Annotated in this window: 1 protein-coding gene; it reads left to right on the top strand. The window is 51.2% G+C overall.

Annotation, left to right across the window (positions count from 1 at the left end):
• A partial coding sequence (locus KMS84_RS39840) for a hypothetical protein (RefSeq protein ID WP_256921539.1) occupies positions 1–299 on the top strand: 299 nt, incomplete at both ends.

Below are 299 nucleotides of genomic sequence, written 5' to 3'. Positions count from 1 at the left end.
CTATCTATGTTGATGGGCGTCCTGTGTCGCTTGATAGCGCAGAGCGCATTTCAGAGCAGCTGCAGGAGCTCGAGAATGTCATCAGTCAGCTTAAGACAGAAGTGAATGGCAACAGATTGATTGAGTCACAGACCCTTAGCCGAAAGGCTGAAGCGTTGGCCAAGCAGGCAAACTCATCGTGGATCACAATGAGAAATGAGGACGCCGAATCTGAGAAGCTCATTAACGCGTTGCACGGGCTTAGCTTACTTACTGGCGAGCGCAGAGGTGCCAAGCTTGATGAGCTGAAGGCAAGGTAC

Origin of the sequence: Streptomyces hilarionis (assembly GCF_024539675.1) — a bacterium.
GTDB classification, from domain to species: Bacteria; Actinomycetota; Actinomycetes; order Streptomycetales; family Streptomycetaceae; genus Streptomyces; species Streptomyces hilarionis.
Note: the sequence above shows the minus strand (reverse complement) of the source record. Positions and strands in the feature narration are given on the sequence as shown.